The following is a 19,989-nucleotide window of genomic DNA, read 5'->3' on the forward strand; positions in this document are numbered from 1 at the left end:
CGAAGGCCCGGTCTATCCGAACATGTAATGTTCGAAGTCGGGTCTCAGAATCTCGACCCGTAGAGGATTACAAGGGCGCCGGCGGCCATTGGCCACGGCGCCTTTGGCGTTTCATGCCTTCGCCCAGATGCGATCAACGAAATCGGCAATCAGCGGTGCGATCTCCGGCAGGTTTTCTTCCAGCGCGAAGTGGCCGGTATCGAACAGGTGGAACTCGGCCTCAGGAAGGTCGGTGAGGAAGGCGCGGGCGCCCTTCTCTGTGAAGAAGGGATCGTTACGGCCCCAGGTGATCAGGGTCGGCGGCCGTTCGCGGCGCAGCCACTCTTGCCATTCGCCGTAGCGGGCAAGGTTGCTCTTGTAGTCGAAGGCAAGATCGATCTGCGGCTGGCGGCGATCCGGGCGATCGAGGAAGTGCTGATCCATGGTCCAGCCGTCAGGTGCGACCAGGTCCGGATCCTTCGTCCCGCCGACATATTGCGCACGGGTCATCTCCAAGGTCAGCAACTGCCGCACCTGCTCTTCAGCGCCTTCGTCCTCGGATTTGAGCGCAATGAAGTCGCGGGCAATGTCGGAAAGCCCCTCCAGATAGGCATTGCCGTTCTGGACGATCAGCCCGGCAATGCGCTCGGGCTTTCTGCTTGCAAGACGAAACCCGACGGGCGCGCCGAAATCGAAGGCGTAGAGGACGAAGCGTTTCAGCGCGAGCGCATCCACGAACGCTTCCATGACATCCGCCAGCTTGTCGAAACTGTAGACGAAACTGCCGCCTTCGTTCGTCGAGGTCGGCGCGTCGCTATGCCCGAAGCCCGGATAGTCAGGCGCGATCAGACGGGAGTCGCTGCCAAGCGCGTCCATTAGCCGCCGGTACTGGTGGGAAGACGAGGGGAAGCCGTGCAGAAGCAGGATTGTCGGGAAATCGGCCGGCGCTCCGGTCGGCACGCTCTCGCGGTAGAAGACGCGGACGCCTCCGGCCTCGATGAACCGGTGGCGGATCGATGGAATGCTATGCCTGCTCATTTAACACTCCTATTGGTAATATTTATGCATTAGAATTGCGCCAGAAAGCCTAATGCGTCAATATCGAAATTATGCATTATGTGAGGCCTGCATGGATCTGGTTCCTTTCGTCGGAGAGCCCCTTGCTCTCGATCTCGTCAACACTCGCCCTTTGACCGCGAGCGGCCGTGTCGATCTCTTCGCGGCCGATGGCGGGCTCGCGCATTGGCTGGCGTTGGAGGGGCCTCGCATGTCGGATGTCGCGTTTGCCAGCATCGGTGCGGCCGACGCCGACGATCTCGCGCCAGTCCTTGCCGTCCGCTCGCATGTGGCGTCGGCCATCGCACATGTGATGGACAGGCAACCTGTTCCGGCCGCGGATATCGAGGGCCTTAACGCGGCAATGGAGGCAGCACCGGTCGTCCGCCGTCTCGATTGGACCGATCCGCCGCGGCTCGTCAGCGAAAGAACGGCGGAGCCCATGGTCCAGCTAGCCGGTTTCCTCGCCGAGGACGCTGCGGCGTTGCTTGCCGGCGGCGACGCCAGGCTGATCCGCAAATGCGAGGCGGAGGATTGTGTGATGCTCTTCGTCGGCAGCAATGCCCGGCGGCGTTGGTGCTCGGCGGCGCGCTGCGGAAACCGGGTGCGCGTGTCGCGCTATTACCAGCGCAGCAAAACGTCCTGACGACTACTTCAACGATGCGCAAATATTAGGAAAGGCACCCGTTGACGCAAATGGGAAAGTCCTTGCCGGAAAAGCCCGTTAGCTTTCATGATGTCATCGGCTTGAAGCCGACGGATCTGCAGGCCGTTCGGTCCCTGTTGTCTTGAGTTGGACCGAGCCCTGTGACGCTGTCGATCCCCGCGGTGAGATCGGCAGTGCGACGGGATGCACCGCCAAAACAAGGGAACGGAAATGAAGAAGCTTCTTGCAACGACTTGCCTGGCCGCAGGCCTCTTTGGCCTCGCCGGCGCAGCTTCGGCCGACGAATGCGGCGACGTGACGATCGCCAACATGAACTGGCAGAGCGCCGAGGTGCTGGCGAGTGTCGACAAGATCATCCTGACGGAAGGCTACGGCTGCAATGCCGAATTGGTGGTCGGAGACACCGTGCCGACGATCACCTCGATGATCGAAAAGGGACAGCCGGATGTCGCACCCGAAGGCTGGGTCGACCTGCTTCCGGACGTCGTCAATCGCGGCCTCGAGGAGGGCAAGCTCGTCGGCGCCGCCGTGGCGCTCTCCGATGGCGCCGTCCAGGGCTGGTGGGTGCCGAAATACATCGTCGATGCCAATCCCGACATCAAGACGATCGATGACGCCTTGAAGCACAAGGAACTGTTCCCGGATCCGGAAGACGCAAGCAAGGGCGCCGTCTTCAACGGCCCGCAGGGCTGGGGCGGCACGGTCGTGACGACGCAGCTCTATAAAGCCTATGGCGGCGAAACGGCTGGCTTCACGCTGGTCGATACCGGTTCGGCCGCCGGCCTCGATGGCTCGATCGCCAAGGCATATGAGCGCAAGCAGGGCTGGGTCGGCTACTACTGGGCGCCGACGGCCCTTCTCGGCAAGTACGAGATGGTGAAGCTCGAGCATGGTGTGGCCGCCGATCCGGCCGAATGGAAGCGCTGCAACACGGTTGCCGATTGCCCGGATCCCAAGAAGAACGACTGGCCGAAGGACAAGGTCCAGACGCTGGTGACCAAGGCCTTCGCCGATCGCGCCGGCCCGGCCATGGACTATCTCAACAAGCGCGCCTGGACCAACGACACGGTCAACAAGCTGATGGCCTGGATGACCGACAATCAGGCGAGCGGGGAGGAGGGCGCCAAGCACTTCCTGCAGGAAAACCCCGATATCTGGACCCCGTGGGTTTCGCCCGAGGTCGCCGAAAAGGTGAAGGCCGCGCTCTGATCGCGATGGTCATAACCAGCGGGCGGCGCAGTCATGTGCGCCGCCTCTTCGTTCGAGGTCCGGCAAAGGCAAAACAACAATCGCGGCCGGCGAAATCTGAAGGGGAAATGGAATGGACTGGTTGACCCAGTTTCCACACATGGATGACGAGAGCCTGAGAGCCTTGAAAAAGGCGATCGACGAGGGATTTCGCGGCTTCACGCGCGCCTACGGCGACGCGATCGAAGGCTTCTTCGAGCCCTTGCAGTTCTTTCTCATCCAGTCGGAGCGCTTCATGACGAAGACGCCCTGGCCAATCATCCTGATCTTGATCGCTTTCATCGCCTGGGTGGCAAGCCGCAACTGGAAGATCGTCGCCGGCTGCATCGGCACGCTGCTGCTGATCGGCTACTTCGACATGTGGGACGACACGATGAAGACGGTCTCGATGATCTTCGTCTGTACCGTGCTGTCGATCGCCATCGGCATTCCGATCGGCATCGTCATGTCCCGTTCGGACCGGTTTCAGAACATCGTCAATCCGATTCTCGACGTGATGCAGACCATGCCGAGCTTCGTCTATCTGATCCCGGTCGTGATGCTGCTTGGGATCGGCAAAGTGCCGGGGCTGATCGCCGTTGTCATCTACGCGATCCCGCCGATGATTCGCCTGACGAACCTTGGCATTCGCCTCGTCGACAAGGACGTGCTGGAGGCGGCCGATGCCTTCGGTTCGTCGGCGTGGCAGAAGCTCAAGAACGTCCAGATGCCGCTCGCCTTGCCGACGATCATGGCCGGCATCAACCAGACGATCATGATGGCGCTCGCCATGGTGGTCATCGCCTCGATGATCGGTGTTCAGGGGCTCGGCCAGCCGGTGCTGAAGGCGATTGCCAACCAGTACTTCACGCTCGGCATCTTCAACGGCCTTGCGATCGTCGGCATTGCCATCATCTTCGATCGCGTCAGCCAGGCCTACGGTCACCGGCTGCAGAAACACCGTGAAATCATTCACGGCTGAGCTTGTCGTCGAGACAGAAAAAGGCCCCGGAGCGAACACCTCCGGGGCCTTCGCATTTTAACGAGCTTTGCGTTCAGGGCCTGGACGAAAGAATGCCGGTCGAAAGCGCGACGCCGGTAGCGGTGACGACCGCGGCGAGGATCTCGAAGGGGCCGATCTGCTCGCCGAGCAGGACGGCGCCGCCGATCATCGCGAGAACCGGTGTCAGCGCCGTGAAGGCGGCCGCCTGGGTACCGCCAAGGCTCTTCACGGCAAAGCCGTAGGCTACCATGGCGACAAGGCCGGACAGGAGGCCCTGGCTGGTGACCTGCAAGGCGATCTCCTGGGCCGGAACGCTGCCAAGGGTGGTTCCAAAGCAGGCGGCAAGTCCGAGATGGATCAGGAACGACCAGATGGCGATCAGGGCGCTTCCCTGCAGCGGGCTGAGGCCGGAGCGGCGGAAGGCATGGGTATAGATCGCCCAGAGGGTCGCCGCAGTCGGCAGCAGCGCATAGCCGCTCAAGCCGGTCGAGGCCGCACTTCCGAGGCTTCGCGTCAGGAGGATGGCGACGCCGGCAAGGATTGCGGCAAAGCCGAGCACGCGCATCCGGTCCGGCCGCTCGCCGAAGACCGTGATGCCGATGAGCGCGGTGGCAAGCGGCATCGAGCCACCGAGGAGAACGCCGACCGAGGAAGCTGGAACGGAGTGGATCGCAAAGGCGGAGACCTGGAAGAACAGGGCGCCCGAACCGGCGACCATCAGGACGAGCAACAGCAGCGGCAGCTTGCGCGGCAGAAGCCCGGTCTTCAGCCAGACCGGGGCAAGAAGGATCGCCGGCACGCCGTAGCGGATCAGCCCGAGGTCGATCGTGCCAAGCGCGGTGCCGGCCGAGTGGCGGGTCGCCAGTATCCAGCCCGCCCAGATGAGGACGGTTACGAATGCGCCGGCATAGCCGGCGGCGACAGGCGTCGTATTGCCGCGATCGAGAGCGAGCGCAACCATTTGAATTTCCTTCCCGAATTGGATACCTGAGAGGCTTTTGGGTCTGGAAGGAAGATTACGCCCTGATAGCGGGGCATGTCCTTGCGATTTGTGCCCGAAATAGACTATCGTCAGCAACAATGTGCCAATAACAACAGCTGAAGTTCATAAAAATGCCAAGCCTCGATAAATTCGATCTCGCCATCCTTAGAATCCTTCAGGAGGACGCGCGCGCAACGAACGTCGAGATTGCCGAAAAGGTCAATCTTTCGCCGTCGCCCTGCCTGCGGCGCATCCGCAACCTGGAAAAATCCGGCATCCTGCGCGGCTACAGGGCCGACATCGATCGTAAGGAAGCCGGTCTCGGGCTGACGGTCTTCGTCGAAATCAAGGTTGGGCGCCATAGCCGCGAGAACGCACAGCAGCAGCAGGAGGCGCTGCTCGCCATCCCCGAGGTGGTCTCCTGCTTCCTGATCTCCGGCAATGCCGATTTCCTCGCCGAGGTCGTCGTCGAGGATCTGCCTGCCTATGAGAAACTCTTGACCGAGACGCTGTTGGCCTTGCCCGGCGTCACCGACATCCGGTCCAATTTCGCGATCCGCTCGATCAAGACAGGCGGGCCGCTGAAGTTGCCCGAACCGCGCTGATCGCTGTATTGCTGTGACACTCGGCTTCTGTTGTGCTGGTCGTGATGGAGCGGACGAACGACCGGCGCTCCCGTTAAGTTTCGGTAAGGTTCTGGAATTGGCCGCAATCGCGCTTATCTGATCGCGGTGAGCCGCATTGCCGCGGCAATGGAGCCGATGACCCGTTCATGAAAATCAAGGCAATCTTCAATCGCGACGGCGGCACGTTCCGCACGACAGACATGGCCGCCTATGGCCAGAAGGTCGAAGACGTCTTCCAGGCCGCAGGCCACCAGATCGAGATTGCAGCGGTTTCCGGAAACGAGATGCAAGAGGCGTTGGAGCGGACCTGCCGTCGCGACGACCTTGACGCCATTCTTGCCGGCGGAGGTGACGGCACGATTTCGGCCGCCGCCGGCGTCGCCTGGAAGAACCGCATGCCGCTCGGCGTCGTTCCCGCCGGAACGATGAATCTTTTTGCCCGCACGCTGAAGCTGCCGCTCGACATCTGGAAAGTGCCGGAAGTGCTGGCGAATGGCGTGATCATCGACGGTGACATCGGCAGCGCCGATGGCCGTGCGTTCGTGCATCAATTCTCCATGGGGCTGCATGCGCGCATGGTGCGCTACCGCGAATCCTACAGCTTTCGCTCAAGAGCGGGAAAGATCGCCGCCAGCACCCGCGCCGCAGTCGGAGTGATTCTCAATCCTCCGGATTTCGAGATCGAGTTCGATGTCGATGGTCACAAGGAGAGCCGTCATGTCTCGGCGGTCTCGGTTTCCAACAATCCGTTCGGCCGCGACACGCTGATGTATGCGGACGACGTGACCGCCGGCCATCTCGGCTTTTACACGGCGCCGCCGCTGAGCCCGCCAGGTGTCGCCAAGCTCGCGCTCGATGTAATGCGCGGCAAGTTTCGCGACAGTCCGCTGATTACCGCCATGAGCGGTCATGCCCTCGATCTGCATTTTCCGAAGGTCGAACGAAAGATCAACTGCGTCATCGACGGCGAACTTCTGCCCATGGGCCGCGACGTCGCGCTGCGCATTCACCCTGGCGAGCTCAAGCTGCTCGTCGGCGCGGATCGCGACGGATCGTCGATCCAGAAGTAGCCGAAACTGTAGCGATCCTCGAGCGTGCCGTGGAGATAGGGCAGGGCGAGTTGCTGCGGCTGCAAGCGCGTTTCCGGCACGCCAAAGGATTTGAGGACATCGACGAGTGGCGCCGGTGGCGCTGCACCAGCCTTGCCGTCGTTGGTCCAGACAACGAGAAGCGGCCCGGCCAGCTGACCGATCGCCGGGCTGCTGTTGTTGGCGGGCACGTAGACCTTGGCGCCGTGCAGGCGCGTTCGCAGATTGCCGGCCACCTGCTTGTTGGTGGCCAGAACCATCGCCGGTTCGCGTCCCTGCTGCTCTACGATGGTGTCGACGAGGCTGCTGTAGGGGATGCTCAGTCTCGAAACCTTGCCGAACCAAGGCCGCACGACTGCGCGGGTAGACACCACCACCAGCGTGGTCACGATGACGAAGCCGATAAAGAGGGCGACGGGCCGGACGCTACGTGTGGTGTCAACGCCGGACGCCTCGACCTTGAGGGCCAGATAGAGCGGCAGCAGGACGAGGAAGAGAACCAGCCACTTTTCCCGCATATGGGTGGCGCCGGTGACCAGCATGATGACGAGAACGGCGCCGAGACAGAGGACCAGCATGCGCCCGACGACCCGAGCCCAGAGGCTGTCGGCGCGCCAGATCGCCGGCAGGTCCTTGCGAAACACGAGGGCGAAGACGACGAGGATGATCGCTGAGCCGCGAAGCGTCGAGGCAAAGAGCGCGACGATCGCCTTCAACGCCTTCGACACGAAACCGGCTTCCTGCCCCGTTCCCATTTCCTTGAAGGTATTGCTCGACGCGGCGCCGATATTTTGCAGGACCCAGGTGCCGTGCGGCAGGGCAATCAGCGCGCAGACTGCGATTGCGACAAGGATGCGCCAGTCGAAGAGCCGGGCGCGAAGTTTCGGTTCGGGCAGGATCGCGACGATCGCCGCGACCGGAACGATCACGAAGTTGTACTTTGAGATGACGCCGATCCCGACGGCGACGCCTGTAAGAGCGTAGGCAAAGAAGGTCGGTCGGCTCATCGTCCGCAGGAATGCGTACAGGAAGAGCGAAACGGCAAATAGCGCGGCGACCGTGTGCGAGAGGTCGCGCTGGGCAAGCAGGAAGATCGGCGGCAGAGCGAGGACGCCCATTGTCGTGATGGCTGCAAGGCGCCGGTCGCCGAGAACCTCGCGGGATGCAAGGCCGAAGAAGAGACAACAGAGGAACAATAGGCCGTTCTTGAGTACGGTCATCGTCGCCACTGACGGGCCGAACAGCGAGGTCAGCCCGTATTGCAGCCAATTGTAGAAAGGCGGTTGCGAGCCGTAGCCGAGCATCAGGAACTGCGAGACATAGGCCTGCTCGGATTCGTCGATCTCCAGCGAAGTCGAAGCGGAAAGCCTCAGTGCGATGCAAAGCAGGAAGTAGCCCGCAATCAGCGCAAGGATCAGGTTTGGCCGGCGGTTGACGGCCTCAAGCATCTGTCTGGTCCCGCACGAAGACCTGCCGGACGATATAGTTCGTCGTGCCGTCGTCGCTGAAATAGGTGCGCGCCATCATTTCCGCGAGAATGCCCGTGGTGATGAGCTGAACCGACGACAGGAACAACATCACGCCGACGATCAGCATCGGGCGGGTTCCGATATCGTTGCCGAGCACGAACTTGTCGAAGCCGAGATAGAGGAGGATCAGGGCGCTGAGCGCCCCCGTCGCAAGGCCGATCGAACCGAAGAAGTGTCCCGGGCGCGCCTTGTAACGCATGAAGAACAGCACCGACAAAAGATCGAGAATCACCCGGAAGGTTCTGGAGATCCCGTACTTGGATTGGCCATGCTGCCGTGCGTGGTGGGTGACCGGCATTTCGCCGATGCGGCTGCTCGGCACGACGCCTGCGACCCAGGCGGGGATGAAGCGATGCATTTCGCCCATCAGCTTCACCTGCTTGATGACGGACGCGCGATAGACCTTCAGGCTGCAGCCATAGTCATGAAGCCGGACGCCGGTGATCTTGCCGATCAGGCGATTGGCGCACCAGGACGGGATTTTTCGAAGGAGCAGGCCATCCTGCCGGTTCTTTCGCCAGCCGACGAGCAGGTCGAGCTGACGCTCCTCGATCGCTGTGACCATCTCGGGAATATCGGCCGGGTCGTTCTGCAGGTCGCCGTCGAGCGTGGCGATCAGGCGGCCGGTGGCGGCATCGATGCCCGCCTGCATCGCGGCCGTCTGTCCGAAGTTCTTTTGCAGTTCAACGATCTTGAGGTCGATGCCGGGATCGGAAAGGGCCTTTCTTGCATTCACAAGCGTTCGATCGGTGCTGCCGTCGTCGACGAGGATCAGTTCCCAAGGGGACGGAAAATTCGCCAGCGCATCGCGGACCCGCGTAATCAGCGGCTGAATGCTGTCTTCTTCGTTGAATACGGGAATGACGACGGATAGCTCTATGGGATGCATGGGAACCGCTCATACATACGGCGCTCACGCTGCCGCAAGAATTGGACTGCTTACATAATCGTTTTCTTGCACAGTTATCGGTGATAACCAACGTTCAATCTTGCCCTTCAACACGGGAAATCGAGGCCTGATGACATCGGATTGCGAGCCTGACCGGCGATCCTGGCTCGTCCGCAACCGGATGACATTGCTGTCGGCGGGCGCCATTGCGGCCTACGCGGCCTTCGTTGAGTGGTTCTGGGGCTGGTCGGCGCTCTTGCGCCAGTGGTCCGAAATCGGCGTTGGTGCCGCATCTGCGGCCCTCTTGCTGCTCATCGCGACCTACTTCATTCGCTGCTATCGCATCTACGATTACTTCCCGAGCGAAACGTCGGGGCGTTTCCTGCCGCTCTTTCGGGTCACCCAGGTCCACAATCTCCTGAACATCATGCTGCCGTTTCGGGCCGGCGAGACCAGCTTTCCTCTCCTGATGCGTTCGGAGTTTTCTGTCCCGCTCGCCAGGGGGACGGCCGCTCTTCTGGTCATGCGCCTGCTCGACCTGCATGCGCTCCTCGTCGTGGCCGTCGTCGGATTGGTCTTCGGCAGAGGGTCGATCGGGCTCTGGCTCGTCTGGTTTGCGGCGCTTGCCTCGCCGCTTCTCTTCTTTCTCTTGAAGGACCACGCAATCGCGCTGGCGCGCAGGCTCCTGCCGGCAAAGTTCGAGCCGGTCGTCGAGGAATTGGAGGCGGGCCTGCCGGGCACCGTGGCTGCGTTCCTGCGCGCCTGGGGCATGACCATCCTCAACTGGGCCGTCAAGGTAATCGTGCTCGCCTGGGTGCTGGCGTTCATGGGAGTTGCGCCGCTTGCGGCCTGTTTTGGCGGCGCGCTCGGAGGCGAGCTTTCTTCGGTGCTGCCGATGCATGCGCCGGCTGGCGTCGGCACCTATCCGGCAGCGATTGCGGCCGGTGCCGTTTCCTTCGGCGCCCCCGCCGGCCGGGCGGGCCTCGAACTGCTGGCGACGGCCGGCGTCAACGCGCATCTCCTGATCATCGTGTCCGCAGTCGCGGGCACGCTGTTGTCGATGGTTTTGGGGAAACGTCGCTAGAGCGCCGTGCCGCGGGGCAATGTCCTAGCGACGTTTTGACCTCTACTGGAACGAGGTCTCGTAGAAGCTTCTGAGCTTGCGCGAATGCAGCTTTTCCGGCGGCATCGCCGCGAGCTTCTGCAGCGCCAGGATGCCGATCTTCAGATGCTGGCTGACCTGCGTCTTGTAGAAGGCCGTTGCCATGCCCGGCAGCTTCAGTTCGCCATGCAGCGGCTTGTCGGAGACGCACAACAGCGTTCCATAGGGCACGCGGAAGCGGAAGCCGTTGGCGGCGATCGTTGCCGATTCCATGTCGAGCGCGATGGCGCGCGCCTGCGACAGGCGCTTGACCGGGCCGCGCTGGTCGCGAAGCTCCCAGTTGCGGTTGTCGATGGTGGCGACGGTCCCGGTGCGCATGATCTGCTTGAGATCGTAGTCCCGATAACCGGTCACTTCGGCTACGGCATCCTGCAGCGCCACCTGCACTTCGGCGAGCGCCGGCAGCGGGATCCAGACCGGCAGGTCGTCGTCGAGCACGTGATCCTCGCGCATATAGGCATGGGCAAGCACGTAGTCGCCGAGCCGCTGGCTGTTGCGCAAGCCGGCGCAGTGGCCGAGCATCAGCCAGACGTGCGGGCGCAACACGGCGATATGGTCGGTGATCGTCTTGGCGTTGGACGGGCCGACACCGATGTTGACCATGGTGATGCCGCCGTGGCCCTTCTTCTTCAGGTGATAGGCCGGCATCTGCGGCAACCGCGGAAGGGTAAAGTCCGTCTCCGGCTTGTCGGCCCCGGCGGGCGTAATGATGTTTCCGGGCTCGACGAAGGCCGTGTAGCCGTTGCCGCCTTCCGCCATCTGCTGGCGGGCCCAAGCGCAGAATTCGTCTATATAGAACTGGTAGTTGGTGAAGAGCACGAAGTTCTGGAAATGATTGGCGCTCGTCGCCGTGTAGTGGCTGAGGCGCGCCAGCGAATAGTCGATGCGCTGCGCCGTGAACGGCGCGAGCGGCGACGGTTCGCCCGGACCTGGCTCGTAGGAACCGTTGGCGATCTCATCGTCCGTGGTCGTCAGATCAGGCGCGTCGAACAGGTCGCGCAAGGGGATGTCGATGGCATTGGCGGCCGATGCCTCGACATAGGCGCTTTCGCCGAAGGCGAAATGCAAGGGGATCGGGGTGGCCGATTCCGAGACCGTGATGCCGAGACCGTGGTTGCGCGTCAACAACCCGAGCTGTTCCTTCAGATAGTGCCGGAAGAGTTTTGGCCGCGTGATCGTCGTCGTATAGACGCCGGGCGCGCTGACATAACCATAGGAAAGACGGGAATCGACATGGCCGAAGCTGCTCGTCTCGATGCTGACCTGCGGGTAGCAGGCGCGATAACGGGTCAACGGCTTGCCGCCCTTGCCCAGCCCCTCGAACGCCTCGCAGAGGAACCGGGTATTGCGCTCGTAAAGCGCCTCGAGGCAATCGACTGCGGCCGCAGGATCATCGAAATACTGCGGCTCGAAAGGCTCGGGCGTTGCTGTGGAAAGGACGGAGTGTGAAGAGATTCGCTTGTTCATGTCGCATTATAGGCTGCGGCTTCTGACAAGCAAACGACAAGATGGCGGCACGCACAACCGCGGGGCGATTTGGGGCCCGTTGCTCAACGCGGGCCGGCGAGGATGATCGCACTGCCGATCAGCGCAACCGTCATGCCGGCAAGATCCCAGCGGTCCGGTCTGACGCCTTCCGCCAGCCAGAGCCAGATGAGCGATGCGGCGATATACACGCCGCCATAGGCCGCATAGGCGCGGCCGGCCGCGGGGCTGTCGATCAAGGTCAGCAGCCAGGCAAAGAGCGCCAGCGAGACGATTCCGGGAACAAGCCAGAGCGCAGACTTGTCGAGCTTCAGCCAGGCCCAGAAGGCAAAGCAGCCGGCAATTTCTGCAAGGGCGGCGAGGGCATAGATGAGATAGGCGGGCATCGGTTCGGGTCTGGTGGCCTTGGCTGAGACGAATCCTCTGGAAAACCAAGGATAGGAAAGCGGCTCGCCGATGCGCAAGCCGGTTAAAACAAAAGGGCGCAATGTGCGCCCCTTTCAGCTCGTAGTTCCGATCCGCAACGATCCGTCAGGTCATGGCCTGGCGCTGCAGGGTGACGAAGAGGACAAGGCCCGCGCCCTGCTTGCCGATGCCCGTGCCGCTGGCCTTGGAGTAGGCGAGCGCCCCGACCGGCGCCATCAGCAGGCTGGCGAGCGCCAGGACGCGCAGCGACAGAAAGGCCGAAGTCGAAAGTGCTGCCAGCATGTTCGTCTCTCCATCAGACCACGAAGTGATCGGCTTCAGTTGAGGCTCTGGAACTTAGCCTGCCTGGCTGCGTTAAAGCTTGGCCTGGCAGTACTGTGCCGTGTGGGCGGTGCAATCGGTCAGCGAACCGAGATAGGTGTTGCTGCGGCGACGTTCGGTGTCAGCGCTGACTGCAGCTGCAAGAGTGACAGCGAAAACGACCATCAGAAGGCTGATGATGGTGAGGCGCCGAGCGAGGATATCCATGGTTCTGTCCGTTGTTTGGAGGCAGGTTCAAATCGATTGAGTGTGTTTTCGCATACCCAAACTGAATTGATGCTGAGATGTCCGTTCATCTGGCGTTCATCTTCGGTTGTACGCCCACGGAGCCGAGAGCCGGCCGACCCCGGTGGCACTGTCCGTCAAAACGGAAGGCGTATGCTCGGGCCATTTCAAAAGGCCGGTTGAGGACGCCGGCGAAAGGCCGCTCGGCAGATCCTTCGCGCGCATAAAAAAGGGCAACCATCGGCTGCCCTTTCATCGTCGTAATCGTAGCGGCGATTTCTGCCGCGCCGACTCTGTTAGAGACGGGTCCATGTCTGCGACTTGCACAGCACCTTCAGCACGCAGCCCTTCATCTTCAGCGAATTGCCGTTGACAGCGCCCGAGCCGCTATAGGTCTTGTCGGTGTCCGGATCGGTAATCTCGCCCGAGTAGCTGCCATCGGTGCCCGAAAGGTTGCCGATGCGCTTGCCGGCATGCTTGCCGGTCTTCAGCGTGATGCAAAAGGCGCCGCCGCAGGGGGCGATTTCCGCCGTGGCGCCGCTCGCCGTCTTCCAGTTGCCTAAGATCGGTTCCGCCGCCGCGGCGGTTCCGGCAATGCCGAGAGCCAGCGTCGCGGTGATGAGCAATGTACGTAGCATTCGTGTCCTCCAGATTGAGGCTGCCGGCGTGGTCCGCTCCGCCGGCAGCTCAAGATGTCCTCGTATGAAAAGGCAGTCTCCTCACCGCCGCGGGCAAGATAGCTTACGCGCACGTAAAGGTAAACCAGCCGAATCGCGGCCTTTGGCGCTTTTTCCTGGGCGGTTTTGAGCGCTTCTTGCGCAAGGAATTGCGCGGACTTTGCTGGCGCCGATCTTTTCGTGGTTAGCGTTTGGTTGAAATCGTCGATTGAATTTTTCGTAAATTTTGAGGCGAATGCGTGGGATTTCAGGCCTTCCGATGTTTAACAAAAACTCAAGTTTACCAAGCGTTTGAACTTTGTTTGTCGCAAATTAAGCATGCATTTTAAGCGCCCATTGAAGCCCGTCAGGCATAGTGAAGCCATAAGACGAGCGGAACGAAACGCTCCGAAAAACCACCGAGGACGACACCGCAAAAAGACGGCGCGCTTCGGAAAGGCCCGCAAAGAGGCAAGGTCGAACAGGGACCAAAACAAGTGCTGATCTGGAGCATGGTCCGCCCCAAACGGGCGGGCCGCTTCGGAAAAACCAACCAGGCAAGACAGGGACACGACAATGGCACGCTTTGATATGCAAATTGCTTCGGATGCCGCGATGGGTGGTGACAACCAGGCGGAAGTTTTTTGCGACATGGGTCTGGCCTATGCGACCGGCCACGGTCGCCCGGTCGATCTCGTCGCCGCCCACAAGTGGCTGAACATCGCGGCGATCAAGGGTTGCGACCGCGCCGTCGATCTGCGCGCCGACCTGGCGATGACGATGAGCAAGCCGGACCTCGCAGCGGCGCTGCGCGCAGCTCGCGAATGGATGACGGTTCACTGATCGGACGGGCGGCGCCCGACGGCGCCGCAAGCTGGGCCTTGAGAAAAGGGGTCAGGCGAGTTTCTTCAGGACCGCGGGCATAGCCGCTTCGAGCAGGGCCATCTCCGTCTCCGGTCCGGTGCTGATCCGGATGCAGCGATTGAGCGGCGCCACCCCCGGCATTCTTATGAAGATGCCGTGGTCGCTCATCAAGGTATCGACGATCGCGCGGGCATAGACCGCGTCGCGGCCACAATCGACGGCCACGAAGTTGGTGGCTGAGACGAGAGGGGCAAGGCCATTTTGCGTGGCGATAGCAGCAATGCGCTGCCGCGACGCCGCAATCTTGGCCGTCACTTCCTTCAGATACACCTCGTCCGCAAGCGCTGCGATTGCCGCGGCGACGCCGATCCGATTCATACCGAAATGATTGCGGATCTTGTCGAAAGCCTGGGCCGTGCCCGGCGTGGTGACCACATAGCCGACACGCGAACCCGCAAGCCCGTACGCCTTCGAGAACGTGCGCGTACGCACCACGTTCGGCATGTCGATCAGGGCGTCGATCGGCGGTAGCGCATCGGCCGGTGCGGTTTCACAGTAGGCTTCATCCAGAATGAACAGCGTCGTTTCGGGCAGGCCCCTCGCGAACTCGACAATGCGTTCGGCCGACCACCAGCTTCCCATCGGATTGTCGGGATTGGCGAAATAGACGAGCGGCGCATTTTCCTGCTTCACGGCTGCCAGTAACCCGTCGAGGTCTTCCCGGTCCCCCGCATAGGGCACTGTGACGAGCCGGCCGCCATGGCCGACGACGTGGTAGTTGAAGGTGGGGTAAGCCCCGAGCGAGGTGACGACCGGCATGCCCGGCTCGATCACCATGCGGACGATCTGGCCGAGCAAGCCGTCGATGCCTTCGCCGATCGCGAGATTGGCCGGGCTGGTTCCGAGATGGGCTGCAAGCGCCTGTTTCAGATCGTGATTTTCCGGGTCAGCATATTTCCAGGTTCCGCTGGCTGCCTCTCTCATCGCTGAAAGCACGCTCTCCGCCGGACCGAAGCCGCTTTCATTGGCGCCGATGCGCGCCGCGATCGCGCGCCCGCGCTGGCGTTCGATCGCCTCCGGCCCGACAAAGGGGATGGTGGATGGTAGGGATTGGATGAGCGGCGTGAAGCGAGAGAATGCGGACATGCTGAAGATAAGGCCCCGTTCGGATGACGTACGGGGGAACTTATCGCATGCTTTGGCAATTCGGAATCGTTCCCGAAAGAAAAGCTGCGGGAATCTGCCGCCTTTCGTTTTGTGGCTGGCCTATCGCCGCGGCTTTGCGTTCTTGACCTGCCCGGTGAAGAACTCCTGCCGGATGATTTCGCGCAGCAAGGTCTGCTCGATCGGCTTGATGAACTGGACGCCGATGCGCTCGCCGTTGCGATAGACCTCTGCACAGCCGATCCGAAGCGAAGTGCCGACGATGTGCAGATAATAATGTTGCGGCAGACCGATATTGGTGTCGACGGCAAAGCTCGCGCCGCCGCGCGATATGTCGATCATCCGGCAGGACCGGACCGAGACGCTTCCGAGCCCCGGCTGCACGGCGGTCAGCGTGCCCGCATGGCCGATGTTGAAACGCTCGTAGCGCCGCTCGTAAAATGGCGAGGGGACGCAGGAATACATGGTCTGGTTCTGCATGCGTCTTTCTCCGCCAGTGCCGGGTCGCACGGCACGATCAACCTTTGACCGCATTCGTGGACCCCGGACAATTCATTTGTCCCACATCATATCGGTGGACGATTTCCACCGATGCTAGAATCAGTCTTGCAGAAGAAACTTGCAATCCCCTGAAATCGATCACTAAAAATCTAATGTCGGGGCTCGCTTGATTTGAGGAGATCAAAGTCCGCCGCTGGAAAACTGCATGCGGATGAGGCGTCTCAGGAAATCTGCCGAAAGCAGCATGTTGAAACGCACCCCGAGTTCCGCGCTCTCACGGTAAACCTCGGAGCAACCGATTTCTTCCTTGAAGCTCTCGATCTCGAGGAAGAAGTGCTTCGGCAGCGGGATCGTCGCATTGAAGTCGAGCATCGCGCCGGCAATAGAGATATGGCGCAGCAGGCACCGATACTTTGTCTTCGCTTTCAGGTGCTGGCCAATGACGAGGATCCTGCACGGCCGCTCGATGAAATAATGCTGGTGGGTCGTGGCGAGCTGGCCTGGCTTTCCCTCGGCGACATGCATTTTCATCGACATGGCAAGCTCCGTATCAGCGCAGCCCTCGGCGGATCTGTGGTGTTCTTGGCGGACTCGCCGCGCCCCCCGTGATTGAGCTAAGCACGCCGCCTTGCTTCGACCTTGTGCCATCGGCAGGCGTCGTCGCTAAATTTGGCATGCGCGCACATTGAAAGCCCCAACCTCATACGTAATACTTTCATTAGACATGACCGGGGCGCCGATGGCCGCCTCCGAGGGTAATCGGGCGAGGCATCGTCTGTCGTTCACGCTGGGCAAGGCGGAAGACGGTGATCGATGCTGGAGGGAATAACATGGCCTTGGGGCTTGCGCGGCGGTGGCTGCCGCTTTCGATCGTCTGTGTGGCGCTGCTTGTGTCGATGCCATCAGGGGCATGGGCGGCAAAACGCGTCGCGCTGCTGATCGGCAATGAGAAATATGAAGCGACGTCGCCGCTCAACAACCCCGCCAACGACGTCGAACTGATGAAGGCTTCGTTTGAGGATGCCGGGTTCGACTCGGTGACGACGGTGCACGACGTCGGTCGCCAGGACATGGTCAAGGCCCTGCGCGACTTCGAGGATCTCGCGACCGGTGCCGAAGTTGCGATCGTCTATTACTCAGGCCATGGCATGGAGATGAATGGCGAGAACTTCCTGCTTCCCGTCGACGCGCAACTGAAGACTGACAAGGATATCGAGGACGAGGCGATCGGCCTCGATCGAGTTCAGCGTTCGCTCGAAGGCGCGACCAAGCTCAAGCTGGTGATTCTCGACGCCTGTCGCAACAATCCTTTCGAGCAGAGCATGACGCGTTCGATCTCGACCAGGGCCGTTTCGCGCGGACTGGCGCGCGTCGAGCCCGAATCGGCCGATCTGCTCGTCGCCTTCGCCTCGAAGGCCGGCACGGTCGCGCTCGACGGGGAGGGCAAGAACAGCCCCTTCGCCACGGCACTCGCCAAGTATCTGACGGAACCGGGCGTCGATGTCCGCATCGCGCTTGGAAAGGTTCGCGACGAGGTGGTGTCGGTGACCAATCGCGGCCAGGAGCCTTTCGTCTACGGCTCGCTCGGCGGCGCCCAGATCTTTCTCAACATCAAAGAGGTGAACATCACCGTCACCAACAATGGCGGACAGCTGTCGCCCAACAGCCAATCCGAGGCGGCGGCCGACTGGCAGAACATCCGCGATCTCGCGGACAAGGACCTGTTGACCGCCTTCCTGGCCAAGCATGGTTCGGACCCGGTCTATAAGATGCTCGCCGAAAAGAAGTTGAAGCTCTTGAGCGAAGCCGAGCAGACATCGAGCGTGACGCCGGACGAGATTGCCTGGGACGCCTTGAAGCAGTCGACCGATGCGGCGGCGCTGACGCGCTTCATCGAGCGCTACCCTGACAGCAAGCACAAGGCGGAGGCCGAGCAGCAGATTGCAGCCCTCGAGCCGCAGAAGGGCCTCAACGTCTCGCCGACCGGCAAGGACACCCAGGCTTCGCGCGATTGCTATCTGCTTGCCGGCGAGCCGCAGTCGATGCCCGGTTTCCTCGGGGTCAATTTCCTGAAGCTCGACGCCGAAAGGGCGCTCACCGCCTGTGCCCAGGCCGTCAACGAAAACCCTGACGATATGATGCTCGTCAATATGTTGGGGCGCGCGCAGGACGCCGGGCGGAACTATGTCGAGGCGCGGCGCAACTACCGAAAGGCGGCCGACGGCGGCAACATGTATGCGTTGACCAATCTCGCCTGGTTCTCGGTTTATGGGACCGATGGGCCGGTGGACGTCGACGAGGGCAAGCGCATGTTCGACCAGGCGGCCCGCGCCGGCAACGCCTACGGGCAGGCCTCGCTCGGCTGGCTCTATCGCGAGGGCTATGACGGCATCGCGCAGGACTATGCGGAAGCCGCCCGGTGGTATGAACTGGCGGCCAATCAGGGCTATGCCAATGCCATGGCGACGATGGGCTGGTTCTATCGCGAAGGTCTTGGCCTGCCGAAAGACCTTCAACAATCGCTCGCCTGGTATAAGAAGGCAGCCGAAAGCGGCGACGCCAACGCCATGTCGTCGCTCGGTTGGGCCTATCAGAACGGGCTGGGGACTGAGCAGAGCTACCCGGAAGCCAAGGTCTGGTACGAGAAGGCGGCCAACGTGGGTGATTCCTATTCTATGGCACTGCTCGGCTGGTTCTACGATATCGGCAATGGTGTCGCGCAGGACTATGTGCAGGCGCGCACCTGGTATGAGATGGCGGCCAACGCCGGCAGCGCCTATGCGATGGGCAACCTCAGTCGCCTCTATGATTACGGCCTCGGCACCAAGGCGGACGCGAAGGAGGCGGTTCGCTGGGCTGCAGCCAGCGTCGAGGGCGGCGATCCGGCGAAACTCGATGAACTGAAGAGCCAGCCCAACAATTTCACGCCCGCATTCCGCAAGGAAATGCAGAACCTGCTGAAGGACCGCGGGTATTATGGTGGTCCGGTCGACGGCGAGTTCGGCGCGGCGACCCAACAGGCGATCGAGCGCCTCGCGCGCAAATCGTAAGCAGCAGGCGTGCGCCGATGTGGAATCACATCGCTGCGTACGCTGATCTTGCCTGCGGAGATGAGGGCGAACACGACGCGGCACGACGGGGTCGCCGATCGCGGCCCACATGAAAATGCGAGGATTTCCCGGAAACCGACAAAAAAATCTTGCATTGGCCGCTGAGTGACACTAGTCAGGCGCTAACGGAGAGGTGGCCGAGTGGTCGAAGGCGCTCCCCTGCTAAGGGAGTATACCGGAAACGGTATCGAGGGTTCGAATCCCTTCTTCTCCGCCATTATCCCAAATAGCCCCATGTCCTTTGCGCCCCGCCCTTCGAGCGAGCATCTGGTCTCGGCTATCTCGCGACTGAATTTCATTTGTTGTGGTTCGTTGGCCGTGGCGGAAGTCGTCGCCAGGGCGCCCGTGCATTCTTGGTGCTGTGCGGTGCTGATCTTTGCAGCGTCCAGAATCACCTGGCCGGGGCGTTTGCCGAATCTCTGCGTTGATTCTGCTGATTCCTCAGGCCGCCATCCTTTCTCCACCAAGCGCCTTCTTGGAGCGAATGCTGTTTTAGGCATTCACTGGACATCTGAAACGGCGTTCGCGTCCAGCTTTTCCCTGTTTTGGGCGGGTTTCTGCCTCTTTCTGAAACAGGCGCCCCCCACCTTCCTTATGCTAACCCCCCGTCGCTAAAGGGTTTTCTTAATGCTTTGTTAATTTTCTGCGGGGGTCTGCGGCGATTTTGTGTCGTTTCAGCAACAGGCCTCGGCGAAGGGCGATGCAAAGGGCGTGAACTCGCTAGTTGGACGTTGCGCCGGTGATCCGGTCTTGTATTTTCAACTCCGGAAGCAAGGGCGGTTGATCGTCCGACTTCTTGAACGTTGGGGATGGGGCAGGGAAAGCTGTCCTTCAGCAAAATACCCAGACCCGTTTGAAACTTTTGACTGGAGGTCAGAAATGAACATCAAGAGCCTTCTTCTCGGCTCCGCTGCAGCTCTCGCAGCAGTTTCCGGCGCTCAGGCAGCCGACGCTATCGTCGCAGCAGAGCCGGAGCCCATGGAATACGTTCGCGTTTGCGACGCTTTCGGCACTGGCTACTTCTACATC

The 19,989-nt window shown here is 61.4% G+C and carries 21 protein-coding genes and 1 tRNA gene; 10 read left to right on the forward strand and 12 right to left on the reverse strand.

Features of this window, described 5'->3' with window-relative positions; all coding sequences use genetic code 11:
• Nucleotides 1-111: 111 nt before the first annotated feature.
• Nucleotides 112-1,017, reverse strand: coding sequence for an alpha/beta fold hydrolase (locus ASE71_RS16325; RefSeq protein ID WP_060522084.1), 906 nt, complete (start codon nucleotides 1,015-1,017; stop codon nucleotides 112-114).
• Between the two features lie 91 nt (nucleotides 1,018-1,108).
• Here ASE71_RS16325 and ASE71_RS16330 point away from each other — a divergent pair, with 91 nt between their 5' ends.
• The 3 genes from ASE71_RS16330 to ASE71_RS16340 all read left to right on the forward strand — a co-directional run bounded on the left by ASE71_RS16330 (nucleotide 1,109) and on the right by ASE71_RS16340 (nucleotide 3,911).
• Complete coding sequence (locus tag ASE71_RS16330; RefSeq protein WP_060522085.1) at nucleotides 1,109-1,681, forward strand: CGNR zinc finger domain-containing protein; 573 nt, start codon at nucleotides 1,109-1,111, stop codon at nucleotides 1,679-1,681.
• A gap of 231 nt (nucleotides 1,682-1,912) precedes the next feature.
• Nucleotides 1,913-2,911 carry an ABC transporter substrate-binding protein gene (locus ASE71_RS16335; protein ID WP_060522086.1) on the forward strand — a complete coding sequence of 333 codons (999 nt, stop codon included), beginning with the start codon at nucleotides 1,913-1,915 and terminating at the stop codon, nucleotides 2,909-2,911.
• A gap of 112 nt (nucleotides 2,912-3,023) precedes the next feature.
• Nucleotides 3,024-3,911: an ABC transporter permease gene (locus tag ASE71_RS16340; protein ID WP_060522087.1), complete on the forward strand. Its 888-nt coding sequence runs from the start codon at nucleotides 3,024-3,026 to the stop codon at nucleotides 3,909-3,911.
• Between the two features lie 73 nt (nucleotides 3,912-3,984).
• Here the strand turns inward: ASE71_RS16340 and ASE71_RS16345 are convergent, their stop codons facing one another.
• Complete coding sequence (locus ASE71_RS16345; RefSeq protein ID WP_060522088.1) at nucleotides 3,985-4,893, reverse strand: DMT family transporter; 909 nt, start codon at nucleotides 4,891-4,893, stop codon at nucleotides 3,985-3,987.
• Nucleotides 4,894-5,045: 152 nt separating this feature from the next.
• Between ASE71_RS16345 and ASE71_RS16350 the strand changes: the two genes are divergently transcribed.
• Together ASE71_RS16350 and ASE71_RS16355 are read left to right on the forward strand one after the other, a co-directional pair.
• Nucleotides 5,046-5,519, forward strand: a complete 474-nt coding sequence (locus ASE71_RS16350; protein ID WP_060522089.1) for an Lrp/AsnC family transcriptional regulator — start codon at nucleotides 5,046-5,048, stop codon at nucleotides 5,517-5,519.
• Between the two features lie 167 nt (nucleotides 5,520-5,686).
• Nucleotides 5,687-6,610: a diacylglycerol/lipid kinase family protein gene (locus tag ASE71_RS16355; RefSeq protein WP_060522090.1), complete on the forward strand. Its 924-nt coding sequence runs from the start codon at nucleotides 5,687-5,689 to the stop codon at nucleotides 6,608-6,610.
• Here the strand turns inward: ASE71_RS16355 and ASE71_RS16360 are convergent.
• Both ASE71_RS16360 and ASE71_RS16365 read right to left on the reverse strand, forming a co-directional pair.
• Complete coding sequence (locus ASE71_RS16360) at nucleotides 6,547-8,076, reverse strand: ArnT family glycosyltransferase (protein ID WP_060522091.1); 1,530 nt, start codon at nucleotides 8,074-8,076, stop codon at nucleotides 6,547-6,549. The two genes, ASE71_RS16355 and ASE71_RS16360, sit on opposite strands and share 64 nt — an antisense overlap.
• Nucleotides 8,069-9,046, reverse strand: coding sequence for a glycosyltransferase family 2 protein (locus ASE71_RS16365; protein WP_034804195.1), 978 nt, complete (start codon nucleotides 9,044-9,046; stop codon nucleotides 8,069-8,071). Before ASE71_RS16365 ends, ASE71_RS16360 begins: the two co-directional genes overlap by 8 nt.
• Before the next feature lie 130 nt (nucleotides 9,047-9,176).
• Here ASE71_RS16365 and ASE71_RS16370 point away from each other — a divergent pair, with 130 nt between their 5' ends.
• Nucleotides 9,177-10,130 carry a lysylphosphatidylglycerol synthase domain-containing protein gene (locus tag ASE71_RS16370; RefSeq protein ID WP_034804192.1) on the forward strand — a complete coding sequence of 318 codons (954 nt, stop codon included), beginning with the start codon at nucleotides 9,177-9,179 and terminating at the stop codon, nucleotides 10,128-10,130.
• 42 nt (nucleotides 10,131-10,172) lie between these two features.
• On the opposite strand, the gene ASE71_RS16375 is transcribed toward ASE71_RS16370, so the two are convergent.
• The 5 genes from ASE71_RS16375 to ASE71_RS16385 all read right to left on the reverse strand — a co-directional run bounded on the left by ASE71_RS16375 (nucleotide 10,173) and on the right by ASE71_RS16385 (nucleotide 13,303).
• Nucleotides 10,173-11,675 (reverse strand): AMP nucleosidase, encoded by a 1,503-nt coding sequence (locus ASE71_RS16375; protein WP_034804189.1) that lies wholly within the window; start codon nucleotides 11,673-11,675, stop codon nucleotides 10,173-10,175.
• 83 nt (nucleotides 11,676-11,758) lie between these two features.
• Nucleotides 11,759-12,079: a YnfA family protein gene (locus tag ASE71_RS16380; RefSeq protein WP_034804329.1), complete on the reverse strand. Its 321-nt coding sequence runs from the start codon at nucleotides 12,077-12,079 to the stop codon at nucleotides 11,759-11,761.
• 145 nt (nucleotides 12,080-12,224) lie between these two features.
• Nucleotides 12,225-12,401 (reverse strand): hypothetical protein, encoded by a 177-nt coding sequence (locus tag ASE71_RS35790; protein WP_162251053.1) that lies wholly within the window; start codon nucleotides 12,399-12,401, stop codon nucleotides 12,225-12,227.
• A gap of 72 nt (nucleotides 12,402-12,473) precedes the next feature.
• On the reverse strand, nucleotides 12,474-12,647 hold the full coding sequence (locus ASE71_RS36460) for a hypothetical protein (RefSeq protein ID WP_034804185.1): 174 nt from the start codon (nucleotides 12,645-12,647) through the stop codon (nucleotides 12,474-12,476).
• Nucleotides 12,648-12,961: 314 nt separating this feature from the next.
• Nucleotides 12,962-13,303, reverse strand: coding sequence for a DUF2147 domain-containing protein (locus ASE71_RS16385; RefSeq protein ID WP_034804181.1), 342 nt, complete (start codon nucleotides 13,301-13,303; stop codon nucleotides 12,962-12,964).
• 594 nt (nucleotides 13,304-13,897) lie between these two features.
• On the opposite strand from ASE71_RS16385, the gene ASE71_RS16390 reads away from it, so the two are divergent.
• On the forward strand, nucleotides 13,898-14,164 hold the full coding sequence (locus ASE71_RS16390) for a sel1 repeat family protein (protein ID WP_034804178.1): 267 nt from the start codon (nucleotides 13,898-13,900) through the stop codon (nucleotides 14,162-14,164).
• A 51-nt stretch (nucleotides 14,165-14,215) separates the two neighbouring features.
• On the opposite strand, the gene ASE71_RS16395 is transcribed toward ASE71_RS16390, so the two are convergent.
• The 3 genes from ASE71_RS16395 to ASE71_RS16405 form a co-directional block, all read right to left on the reverse strand.
• Nucleotides 14,216-15,331 (reverse strand): pyridoxal phosphate-dependent aminotransferase, encoded by a 1,116-nt coding sequence (locus ASE71_RS16395; RefSeq protein WP_060522092.1) that lies wholly within the window; start codon nucleotides 15,329-15,331, stop codon nucleotides 14,216-14,218.
• A 120-nt stretch (nucleotides 15,332-15,451) separates the two neighbouring features.
• Nucleotides 15,452-15,829, reverse strand: coding sequence for a PilZ domain-containing protein (locus ASE71_RS16400; RefSeq protein ID WP_034804171.1), 378 nt, complete (start codon nucleotides 15,827-15,829; stop codon nucleotides 15,452-15,454).
• Nucleotides 15,830-16,030: 201 nt separating this feature from the next.
• Entirely contained in the window at nucleotides 16,031-16,387 is a 357-nt protein-coding gene (locus tag ASE71_RS16405; RefSeq protein ID WP_060522093.1) for a hypothetical protein, read from the reverse strand.
• A gap of 293 nt (nucleotides 16,388-16,680) precedes the next feature.
• On the opposite strand from ASE71_RS16405, the gene ASE71_RS16410 reads away from it, so the two are divergent.
• The 3 genes from ASE71_RS16410 to ASE71_RS36945 all read left to right on the forward strand — a co-directional run.
• Nucleotides 16,681-18,900, forward strand: coding sequence for a caspase family protein (locus tag ASE71_RS16410; protein WP_060522094.1), 2,220 nt, complete (start codon nucleotides 16,681-16,683; stop codon nucleotides 18,898-18,900).
• A gap of 187 nt (nucleotides 18,901-19,087) precedes the next feature.
• Nucleotides 19,088-19,177, forward strand: a tRNA-Ser gene (locus ASE71_RS16415).
• A 662-nt stretch (nucleotides 19,178-19,839) separates the two neighbouring features.
• On the forward strand, nucleotides 19,840-19,989 hold a 150-nt coding region (locus ASE71_RS36945), incomplete at its 3' end, for a porin (RefSeq protein ID WP_201272890.1).

It is taken from the genome of Ensifer sp. Root954 (assembly GCF_001429005.1).
Taxonomy (GTDB): Bacteria; Pseudomonadota; Alphaproteobacteria; order Rhizobiales; family Rhizobiaceae; genus Ensifer; species Ensifer adhaerens.

Excerpts from the sequence above, each read along its gene's own strand:
- ASE71_RS16325 (WP_060522084.1), bottom strand. The coding sequence starts at position 1,017 with ATGAGCAGGCATAGCATTCCATCGATCCGCCACCGGTTCATCGAGGCC.
- ASE71_RS16330 (WP_060522085.1), top strand. The coding sequence starts at position 1,109 with ATGGATCTGGTTCCTTTCGTCGGAGAGCCCCTTGCTCTCGATCTCGTC.
- ASE71_RS16335 (WP_060522086.1), top strand. The coding sequence starts at position 1,913 with ATGAAGAAGCTTCTTGCAACGACTTGCCTGGCCGCAGGCCTCTTTGGC.
- ASE71_RS16340 (WP_060522087.1), top strand. The coding sequence starts at position 3,024 with ATGGACTGGTTGACCCAGTTTCCACACATGGATGACGAGAGCCTGAGA.
- ASE71_RS16345 (WP_060522088.1), bottom strand. The coding sequence starts at position 4,893 with ATGGTTGCGCTCGCTCTCGATCGCGGCAATACGACGCCTGTCGCCGCC.
- ASE71_RS16350 (WP_060522089.1), top strand. The coding sequence starts at position 5,046 with ATGCCAAGCCTCGATAAATTCGATCTCGCCATCCTTAGAATCCTTCAG.
- ASE71_RS16355 (WP_060522090.1), top strand. The coding sequence starts at position 5,687 with ATGAAAATCAAGGCAATCTTCAATCGCGACGGCGGCACGTTCCGCACG.
- ASE71_RS16360 (WP_060522091.1), bottom strand. The coding sequence starts at position 8,076 with ATGCTTGAGGCCGTCAACCGCCGGCCAAACCTGATCCTTGCGCTGATT.
- ASE71_RS16365 (WP_034804195.1), bottom strand. The coding sequence starts at position 9,046 with ATGCATCCCATAGAGCTATCCGTCGTCATTCCCGTATTCAACGAAGAA.
- ASE71_RS16370 (WP_034804192.1), top strand. The coding sequence starts at position 9,177 with ATGACATCGGATTGCGAGCCTGACCGGCGATCCTGGCTCGTCCGCAAC.
- ASE71_RS16375 (WP_034804189.1), bottom strand. The coding sequence starts at position 11,675 with ATGAACAAGCGAATCTCTTCACACTCCGTCCTTTCCACAGCAACGCCC.
- ASE71_RS16380 (WP_034804329.1), bottom strand. The coding sequence starts at position 12,079 with ATGCCCGCCTATCTCATCTATGCCCTCGCCGCCCTTGCAGAAATTGCC.
- ASE71_RS35790 (WP_162251053.1), bottom strand. The coding sequence starts at position 12,401 with ATGCTGGCAGCACTTTCGACTTCGGCCTTTCTGTCGCTGCGCGTCCTG.
- ASE71_RS36460 (WP_034804185.1), bottom strand. The coding sequence starts at position 12,647 with ATGGATATCCTCGCTCGGCGCCTCACCATCATCAGCCTTCTGATGGTC.
- ASE71_RS16385 (WP_034804181.1), bottom strand. The coding sequence starts at position 13,303 with ATGCTACGTACATTGCTCATCACCGCGACGCTGGCTCTCGGCATTGCC.
- ASE71_RS16390 (WP_034804178.1), top strand. The coding sequence starts at position 13,898 with ATGGCACGCTTTGATATGCAAATTGCTTCGGATGCCGCGATGGGTGGT.
- ASE71_RS16395 (WP_060522092.1), bottom strand. The coding sequence starts at position 15,331 with ATGTCCGCATTCTCTCGCTTCACGCCGCTCATCCAATCCCTACCATCC.
- ASE71_RS16400 (WP_034804171.1), bottom strand. The coding sequence starts at position 15,829 with ATGCAGAACCAGACCATGTATTCCTGCGTCCCCTCGCCATTTTACGAG.
- ASE71_RS16405 (WP_060522093.1), bottom strand. The coding sequence starts at position 16,387 with ATGTCGATGAAAATGCATGTCGCCGAGGGAAAGCCAGGCCAGCTCGCC.
- ASE71_RS16410 (WP_060522094.1), top strand. The coding sequence starts at position 16,681 with ATGGCCTTGGGGCTTGCGCGGCGGTGGCTGCCGCTTTCGATCGTCTGT.